Genomic DNA, 7,543 nt, shown 5'->3' with positions numbered 1-7,543 from the left:
CTCTTGAGAGAGTTTCTCCCAAAAGGTGTCTCTCTTAACTCACTAACGACAGAAGAACTCAATCACTACGTCTCTGCTATCAATGACAGACCTAGACGACTTCACAAGTATAAAACCGCAAATATTTTGTTTGGGCTAGCCCAAACAGCTTAACCTCTGGAACTCTAGTTATCAATGAACTTGTTGCACTTGACTTGACAAGTGGGGTTTTTATTATTCTTACACTGGACTATTGTTCAATATACTTGATACTTGCCAAATAATCCGTATTCACAATCATGAATTAAGTGAGCAAAGTTTTGTCAGTATAAAACCTTGAAAGCTTAATAATTAGTTTAAATATAAAGATTTTTATCTCTAGAGATACCTTTTCAGCAACCTACTATTATAGATAAAAGGACCGTTCTTTTAATTGATAATCATAAAGGGTAGTCACTTGACCTGTTTGATTAATTTTAATAATTTTAACTGAAATTATGTGACTACTGAGAATCATACATCGTTCTAAACAATACTTGTAGGTTAAGGCAATTTTATCCTCAGATATTCGATTCGCTAAAGTAAGATGCGGGACCCAGTTTTGGGGTATATAAAGCGGTGAAAATTCCACATCAAGAGATAATGCTTGATGTATGGTTTGATGAAATCGACTCAATTCCACAGTTTTGACTGGATTTAGAGTAAGCATACGGGACCCCAGAAAAGTTGATAAATGATTAAAGGTCACTGGTTGATAAGAGTATTTCGATAAAATAATCCGTAATTTTTCAATAACAGCCTTAAGATTTGTTGTTTCAAAAGAAGCAAGTGTAATGTGAGGTTCTCTGTTATAAACTTCATAAGCATAATGAGATAAATTTTGTTCACTCATCTCTTGCCAAATATTTTTGATGATTTTCTCTGTGTTTTCATCTAATATTGCAATTAAAGCGTACATTGCTTTTTCCTCAATTAAATTTTTTAGGGTTTTAGGATATTCTGAATAGAAATGGCCTTTGTTAGAAAGGCATAACTTGTAACTCCCTTACCATCGCATAAAACAGTCATAAAATCCAAAAAGGAGAGACCAAAACTGTCCCTCCTTTTGCCATCATTTTATTTCCTACATCGTTCACCAAAATAAGAATTTTGTAGAAACACAAATGAATAAAAATCTTATTTTTCAGTCAATGCTGCAAGACCAGGCAATACTTTACCTTCAAGGAGTTCCATTGAAGCACCACCACCTGTTGAGATCCATGAGAACTTGTCTGCACGGCCAAGGTTGATAGCTGCTGCTGCTGAGTCACCACCACCGATGATTGATTTCACGCCTGGTTGTTTCACGATAGCATCCATTACACCAATTGTACCAGCTTGGAAGTCTGGGTTTTCAAATACACCCATAGGACCATTCCAAACAACTGTTTTCGCACCAGTCAAAGCTTCGTCAAACTTAGCGATTGACTTAGGACCGATGTCAAGACCAAGGAAGCCCTCTGATACTGCTTCGCCTTCTGTATCGCGAACTTCAGTGTATCCAGCAAATGCGTTAGCTTCTTTTGAGTCAACTGGCAAGATCAATTTACCGTTAGCTTTTTCAAGAAGTGCTTTTGCCACATCAAGTTTGTCTTCTTCTACAAGTGAGTTACCGATTTCGATACCTTGAGCTTTGTAGAATGTGTAAGTCATACCACCACCGATAAGAACTTTGTCAGCTTTTTCAAGAAGGTTCTCGATAACACCGATCTTATCAGATACTTTTGAACCACCAAGGATTGCCACGAATGGGCGCTCTGGAGTTTCAACAGCTTCTTGGATGTAAGCAATTTCGTTTTCCAAAAGGAAACCAGCTACTGCTTTTTCTACATTTGCTGAGATACCAACGTTTGATGCGTGCGCACGGTGTGCAGTCCCAAATGCATCGTTAACGAAGATGCCATCACCAAGCGAAGCCCAGTACTTACCAAGTTCTGGATCGTTTTTAGATTCTTTCTTACCATCAACATCTTCGAAACGAGTGTTTTCAACAAGGAGAACTTGTCCATCTTCCAAAGCATCGATAGCTGCTTCCAATTCAGCGCCACGAGTAGCACCAGCGATGAAAGCAACGTCTTGACCCAATTTAGCTGCCAAGTCAGCTGCTACAGGTGCCAAAGATTTACCTTCTTTATCAGCTTCTTCTTTCACACGTCCAAGGTGAGAGAAGAGAATTGCACGTCCACCTTGCTCAAGGATGTACTTGATTGTAGGAAGAGCTGCAGTGATACGGTTGTCGTTGGTAATCACGCCATCTTTCAAAGGTACATTAAAGTCAACACGAACGAGAACTTTTTTACCTTTCAAATCAACGTCTTTAACAGTCAATTTTGCCATTAGTTAGACTCCTTATAAATTTTATACACACTAATTATATCATAAAAAGTATAAAAGTGATAGCTTCTCATTATTTGTTTGAAAACAAAAAGGAGGCTAAGACCTCCTCTTTGTACTAAATAAAATTATTTAGCAATTTTTGCGAAGTATTCAAGAGTACGAACAAGTTGTGAAGTGTAAGACATTTCATTGTCATACCATGAAACAACTTTAACCAATTGATTTCCATCAACTGTTTGTACTTTAGTTTGAGTAGCATCAAACAATGAACCAAATGAAATACCTACAATATCAGAAGATACGATTGGGTCTTCAGTGTAACCAAATGATTCAGTAGCTGCTGCTTTCATTGCTGCATTAACTTCTTCAACAGTTACTTCTTTTTCAAGAGTAGCGACCAATTCAGTTACAGAACCAGTTGGAACTGGAACACGTTGTGCAGCACCATCAAGTTTACCGTTCAATTCTGGAATAACAAGACCGATAGCTTTTGCAGCACCTGTTGAGTTTGGAACGATATTGTTAGCACCAGCACGAGCACGACGAAGGTCACCACCACGGTGTGGACCATCAAGAATCATTTGGTCACCAGTGTAAGCGTGGATAGTAGTCATCAAACCTTGTTTAATACCAAATGCATCGTTAAGAGCTTTAGCCATTGGAGCAAGACAGTTTGTAGTACATGAAGCACCTGAAATAACTGTTTCAGTACCATCAAGAATATCATGGTTAGTATTGAACACAACAGTTTTAACGTCATTTCCACCAGGAGCAGTAATAACAACTTTCTTAGCACCACCATTAGCATGCAAGTGTTTTTCTGCTGCTTCTTTTTTAGCGAAGAAACCAGTTGCTTCAAGAACGATTTCTACTCCATCAGTTGCCCAGTCAATTTGTTCTGGATCACGTTCAGCAGAAACTTTAACGAATTTACCGTTAACTTCGAATCCACCTTCTTTAACTTCAACGGTTCCGTCAAAACGACCTTGTGTTGTGTCGTATTTCAACAAGTGAGCAAGCATGTTTGGATCTGTAAGGTCGTTGATACGAGTAACTTCAACACCTTCAACGTTTTGGATACGACGGAATGCAAGACGTCCGATACGACCAAAACCGTTAATACCAACTTTAACTACCATTAGTGATTTCCTCCTTATGAAAATCTCAAATATTTTAATTTCGAGAGTCTCCTCTCAACAATTGTGAAAAGAATAACTTGCAAATGAATGCAACATCTTTTAACATTTTTATTATATAACTATTTCAGAAAAAATGCAAATATTATTAGCGTTTTCATAAAGAAAAAGGCGTTGCAAAAGAACGCCTCTCCTCGGTAATTATTCACCCGAATTTTTCTTAATGATTTCTTCTTGAACTGATTTAGGAACATCTTCATAGTGGTCAAATACCATCATGAATGTACCACGTCCTTGAGTAGCAGAACGAAGAACTGTTGCATAACCAAACATCTCAGCAAGTGGAACATAAGCACGAACAATTTGACTTGCTCCGTGTGCTTCCATACCATCAACACGTCCACGACGAGCTGTTACGTGCCCCATTACATCACCAAGATTTTCCTCTGGTGCAGTAATAGTAACAAGCATCATTGGTTCAAGGATAGCAGGTTGTGCAGTTTTTGCAGCCTCTTTAAGAGCAAGCGAAGCAGCAATCTTGAAGGCAGTTTCAGATGAGTCAACATCATGGTATGAACCATCATAAAGTTTAGCTTTCACATCGACGATTGGGTAGCCTGCAAGAACACCATTTGCCATAGATTCAATCAAACCTTTTTCAACAGCTGGGATAAATTCACGTGGAACCACACCACCAACGATTGCGTTTTCAAATTCAAATCCTTTACCTTCTTCATTTGGTGTAAATTCAATCCAAACATCACCAAATTGACCTTTACCACCAGATTGACGTTTAAAGAATCCACGTGCTTGTGTAGAAGCGCGGAAGGTTTCACGGTAAGATACTTGAGGTGCACCTACATTAGCTTCAACCTTAAATTCACGTTTCATACGGTCAACAAGGACATCAAGGTGAAGTTCACCCATACCAGAGATAACTGTTTCACCAGTTTCAACATTAGTTTCAACACGGAAAGTTGGATCTTCCTCGGCAAGTTTTTGAAGAGCAACACCCATCTTATCCTGATCGGCTTTAGATTTAGGTTCAACCATCAATTGGATAACTGGTTCTGGCACTTCAATTGACTCAAGAATAACTTTAGCTTTTTCATCAGTCAATGAGTCACCGGTTGTTGTATCTTTCAAACCAACAGCAGCAGCAATATCACCAGCGTAAACTGTTTCGATTTCCTTACGAGTGTTGGCATGCATTTGAAGAATACGTCCGATACGTTCACGTTTGCCTTTAGAAGTATTCAAAACATAAGAACCTGAATTAAGAACACCTGAATAAACACGGAAGAATGTCAAACGACCTACAAATGGATCAGTCATAATCTTGAAGGCAAGAGCTGCAAATGGCTCATCATCTGATGCCGGACGAATTTCTTCTTCATCAGTATCTGGGTTTACCCCTTTGATAGCTGGAATATCAAGCGGACTTGGAAGGTAATCAAGTACTGCATCAAGCATCAACTGAACACCTTTATTTTTGAAGGCTGAACCACAAAGTACTGGGTAAAATTCAACGTTGATTGTAGCTTTACGGATAGCAGCTTTCAACTCTTCGTTTGTGATTTCTTCACCTTCAAGATATTTCATCATCAAGTCTTCATCAGTTTCCGCAACAGCTTCAACTAATTTTTCACGATATTCTTCGGCTTGATCTAAGTATTCTGCTGGAATATCTTCTTCAAGAATATCAGTACCAAGATCGTTGGTATAGATTTCAGCTTTCATCTTGATCAAGTCAATGATTCCACGAAAATCATCTTCTGCACCGATTGGTAATTGAATTGGATGAGCATTAGCTTGCAAACGGTCATGAAGTGTTTGTACTGAATAAAGGAAATCTGCACCGATTTTATCCATTTTGTTGGCAAACACAATACGAGGAACACCGTATTCAGTTGCTTGGCGCCAAACTGTTTCAGTTTGAGGTTCTACACCAGATTGAGAGTCAAGAACGGTTACTGCTCCATCGAGAACACGAAGAGAACGTTGAACTTCAATTGTGAAGTCCACGTGTCCTGGTGTGTCAATGATGTTAACACGCGTATCTTTCCATTGTGCTGTTGTTGCAGCAGAAGTGATTGTGATTCCGCGTTCTTGTTCTTGTTCCATCCAGTCCATTTGTGAAGCACCTTCGTGCGTTTCACCGATTTTATGAATTTTACCAGTGTAGTAAAGAATACGCTCTGTTGTAGTTGTTTTACCTGCATCAACGTGAGCCATGATACCGATATTACGAGTTTTTTCAAGTGAAAATTCGCGAGCCATTTAGTTTTTTCTCCTATATTTTTTTGTTTACGATTTATTATAACATTATTTAGAAAAAACGGATAGGCAGGACCTACCCGTTTCCAATGTTTATTAGTTTAATTGAACTCGACTTGAGAGCAATTAGCCCAAAAAGATAAAACTTACAAGAAGCTTTAGCTCATCGCCAGTTTTCCTATTTTGTCCTTACTCTCTTCGTCTCTGTAACTTATGATTGAGTTCAGACCAAAAGTTCGGCAAAAAAGACAAATCTTCTTAGAGCTTTTAAGCTCTGCGTCAGATTTCCTATTTTTCCTTGGACTTTCTTAGTGTCCTCACATCCTAATTTAACCCGGCCAGTGTACTGCCAGTGAAAAAAGATAAACTTCCTTATGCGCAAGTGCACAGCGTCAGTTCCCTGTTTTTCACCTGTACGCTCGCCCTTAGTATCTTAATTTTAGTTGAATTTTAGCTACAAATGTCTATCAAAAAGATAAAATCTCCTAGAAACTGAAGTTTCTTCGTTGCTTTTCCTATTTTGGCTAGCATTTGTTTAACGCTAAAATTTCCTATCTTACCAGCGGAAGTGAGCGAAGGCACGGTTAGCTTCAGCCATTTTATGTGTGTCTTCACGTTTTTTAACAGATGCTCCTGTGTTATTTGCAGCATCCATGATTTCCTTGGCAAGACGTTCTTTCATAGTGTGTTCTCCACGAGCGCGTGAAGCATTTACCAACCAACGAAGACCAAGTGTCGTACGACGTTCTGGACGAACTTCAACTGGAACTTGGTAGTTAGATCCTCCGACACGGCGTGCACGAACTTCAAGAACAGGCATGATATTTTCCATAGCTGTTTCAAAAACTTCAAGTGCATCGTTGCCAGTCGCTTCTTTGATTGTTTCAAAAGCATCGTAGACGATAGTTGCTGCTGTACCACGTTTCCCATCAAGCATAACACGGTTGATAAGACGTGTTACAAGTTGGGAATTATATAATGGATCTGCCAAAACTTCGCGTTTTGGAGCACGGTTTTTACGACTCATTTTTCTTATCTCCCTTCTTATCCTTTAGGACGTTTTGCACCGTATTTAGAACGGCTTTGCTTACGATCAGCCACACCTGCAGTATCAAGTGCACCACGAACGATATGGTAACGTACCCCTGGAAGGTCTTTTACACGACCACCACGAATAAGAACAACACTATGTTCTTGAAGGTTGTGCCCAATACCTGGGATATAAGCAGTAACTTCAATAAGGTTGCTCAAACGCACACGAGCGAATTTACGAAGGGCAGAATTAGGTTTTTTAGGTGTCATTGTTCCAACACGAGTTGCAACACCGCGCTTTTGAGGTGCAGAAACATTAGTTTGAACTTTTTTGTGACTGTTATAACCAACATTAAGTGCTGGTGATTTAGATTTTTCAACTTTTGATTGACGTGGTTTACGTACCAATTGGTTGATAGTAGGCATCTACTGTTTCTCCTGTAAAATTTTATTTTTGGTTGATATGATACGTGGTGACCGCACATATCTAGGTGTACTTTTGCAACAATTGTCAGCACGTCTCTGTACACTTTTGAGAGACCAAAAGTAAAAAGTACCGTCTAATATAATAACATAGATCAGTACTTGGTGTCAATTATTTTTATTTACCTTTTTAGTTGCCTAAATTCTCAAAGTAAGTTCTAGTCTAACACCAAAACTGGAAATTAGACTGAGACAAAAAAATAAGGTAGAACTTACTATGGGACAAGTTGGTAACTGACAATGAAAAACAAACACTTAAC

At 38.8% G+C, this 7,543-nt stretch carries 6 protein-coding genes and 1 pseudogene; 1 reads left to right on the top strand and 6 read right to left on the bottom strand.

All coding sequences use genetic code 11. The features are described from left to right. Positions 1-153, top strand: a pseudogene (locus tag A3I7_RS14205) (IS30 family transposase); the annotation flags it as partial. Positions 154-385: 232 nt separating this feature from the next. On the opposite strand, the gene A3I7_RS13430 reads toward A3I7_RS14205, so the two are convergent. The 6 genes from A3I7_RS13430 to rpsL form a co-directional block, all read right to left on the bottom strand. After that, entirely contained in the window at positions 386-937 is a 552-nt protein-coding gene (locus tag A3I7_RS13430) for a 2'-5' RNA ligase family protein (protein ID WP_018376718.1), read from the bottom strand. A gap of 218 nt (positions 938-1,155) precedes the next feature. Then, positions 1,156-2,355: a phosphoglycerate kinase gene (locus A3I7_RS0110485; protein ID WP_018376717.1), complete on the bottom strand. Its 1,200-nt coding sequence runs from the start codon at positions 2,353-2,355 to the stop codon at positions 1,156-1,158. A 125-nt stretch (positions 2,356-2,480) separates the two neighbouring features. Beyond that, the gene (gap, locus tag A3I7_RS0110480) at positions 2,481-3,494 is read right to left on the bottom strand and encodes a type I glyceraldehyde-3-phosphate dehydrogenase (RefSeq protein WP_018376716.1); all 1,014 of its coding nucleotides are present in this window, start codon (positions 3,492-3,494) and stop codon (positions 2,481-2,483) included. A 198-nt stretch (positions 3,495-3,692) separates the two neighbouring features. Further along, positions 3,693-5,771 (bottom strand): elongation factor G, encoded by a 2,079-nt coding sequence (gene fusA / locus A3I7_RS0110475; protein ID WP_018376715.1) that lies wholly within the window; start codon positions 5,769-5,771, stop codon positions 3,693-3,695. A gap of 553 nt (positions 5,772-6,324) precedes the next feature. After that, positions 6,325-6,795, bottom strand: coding sequence for a 30S ribosomal protein S7 (rpsG, locus tag A3I7_RS0110470; protein WP_018376714.1), 471 nt, complete (start codon positions 6,793-6,795; stop codon positions 6,325-6,327). Between the two features lie 17 nt (positions 6,796-6,812). After that, positions 6,813-7,226, bottom strand: coding sequence for a 30S ribosomal protein S12 (gene rpsL / locus A3I7_RS0110465; RefSeq protein ID WP_018164837.1), 414 nt, complete (start codon positions 7,224-7,226; stop codon positions 6,813-6,815). Positions 7,227-7,543 lie beyond the last annotated feature (317 nt).

Origin of the sequence: Streptococcus orisratti DSM 15617 (genome assembly GCF_000380105.1) — a bacterium.
Classification (GTDB): domain Bacteria; phylum Bacillota; class Bacilli; order Lactobacillales; family Streptococcaceae; genus Streptococcus; species Streptococcus orisratti.
Note: the sequence above shows the minus strand (reverse complement) of the source record. Positions and strands in the feature narration are given on the sequence as shown.

Excerpts from the sequence above, each read along its gene's own strand:
- rpsL (WP_018164837.1), bottom strand. The coding sequence starts at position 7,226 with ATGCCTACTATCAACCAATTGGTACGTAAACCACGTCAATCAAAAGTT.
- fusA (WP_018376715.1), bottom strand. The coding sequence starts at position 5,771 with ATGGCTCGCGAATTTTCACTTGAAAAAACTCGTAATATCGGTATCATG.
- A3I7_RS13430 (WP_018376718.1), bottom strand. The coding sequence starts at position 937 with ATGTACGCTTTAATTGCAATATTAGATGAAAACACAGAGAAAATCATC.
- gap (WP_018376716.1), bottom strand. The coding sequence starts at position 3,494 with ATGGTAGTTAAAGTTGGTATTAACGGTTTTGGTCGTATCGGACGTCTT.
- A3I7_RS0110485 (WP_018376717.1), bottom strand. The coding sequence starts at position 2,355 with ATGGCAAAATTGACTGTTAAAGACGTTGATTTGAAAGGTAAAAAAGTT.
- rpsG (WP_018376714.1), bottom strand. The coding sequence starts at position 6,795 with ATGAGTCGTAAAAACCGTGCTCCAAAACGCGAAGTTTTGGCAGATCCA.